The organism is Rhizobium sp. P1_E6, from assembly GCF_056405875.1.
In genome coordinates, this window is sequence record NZ_JBFUBG010000300.1 from 1 (window position 1) to 1,056 (window position 1,056).

Genomic DNA, 1,056 nt, shown 5'->3' on the forward strand with positions numbered 1-1,056 from the left:
GTCCAACCGTCAATGTCAAAACGCTGCACGCCAAGATCGGGGAGCTGACGCTGGAGAACGATTTTTTAGCCGGAGCGCTTGGCAAGGCGGGATTGCTGAGCGGAAAGAAATGATCGACCGCGAGCATAAGCTATCCGTCGTGCGCCAGGCGAAGCTTCTCGGCTTCAGCCGTGGCAGTGTCTATTATTCGCCGCGTCCAGTGTCTGACGGCGATCTGGCGCTGATGCGCCGGCGGACGAATGCTGCGCATTCGCTCGGGGATCGACGAACTGCATCTCGATTATCCGTTTGCCGGAAGTCGGATGTTGCAAGGGCTCTTGAGGGGAGAGGGGCTGGAACCGGGCGGCTGCACGTCGCCACGCTGATGAAGAAGATGGGCATCGAGGCGATCTACCGTCGCCCGAACACGTCCAAACCAGCGCCCGGACACAAAATCTGTCCCTACCTCCTGCGAAAGCTGGCGTTCACCCGACCCAACCAGGTGTGGGCAATGGACCTGACATATATTCCGATGGCTCGCGGATTTGTCTACCTCTGCGCCGTTGTGGACTGGTTCAGCCGGAGGATTCTGTCGTGGCGACTGTCGATCACGATGGAGGCAGCCTTCTGCATCGAAGCAGTCGAGGAAGCGCTGGCCCGTTATGGCAGACCCGACATATTCAATACCGACCAGGGCTCGCAGTTCACCTCGATGGACTTCACGACGGTGCTGAAGAAGGCGGAAATCGCCATCTCGATGGATGGCAAGGGTGCGTGGCGGGACAACGTCTTCGTCGAGCGGCTCTGGCGTTCGATCAAATACGAGGAAGTCTACCTCCACGCCTATAAAACAGTGTCCGAGGCCCGCGCTGGCATCGGCCGCTATCTGACCTTTTACAATCCTGTTTCATGACACCCATCTTTCTATGTCATTGAAGGGAATAGGTTTTCCTGATCTGGAGGCGATCCCGCGGGGTGGCGAGGGTTCTTCCGGGCACGATTGAGGATCTGACGTGCTTGTGGGGTCGCGAGTTTGGAACGGCTGAAGATCCATGGGCCATCGGGTAGCGGATGAAC

1 protein-coding gene is annotated in these 1,056 nt (G+C 58.2%); it reads left to right on the forward strand.

The genetic code is table 11. The annotated features are described in order from the left end of the window. Positions 1-892: IS3 family transposase (locus AC1D35_RS36375; RefSeq protein WP_477942885.1), on the forward strand; the 892-nt coding region annotated here is incomplete at its 5' end. Positions 893-1,056 lie beyond the last annotated feature (164 nt).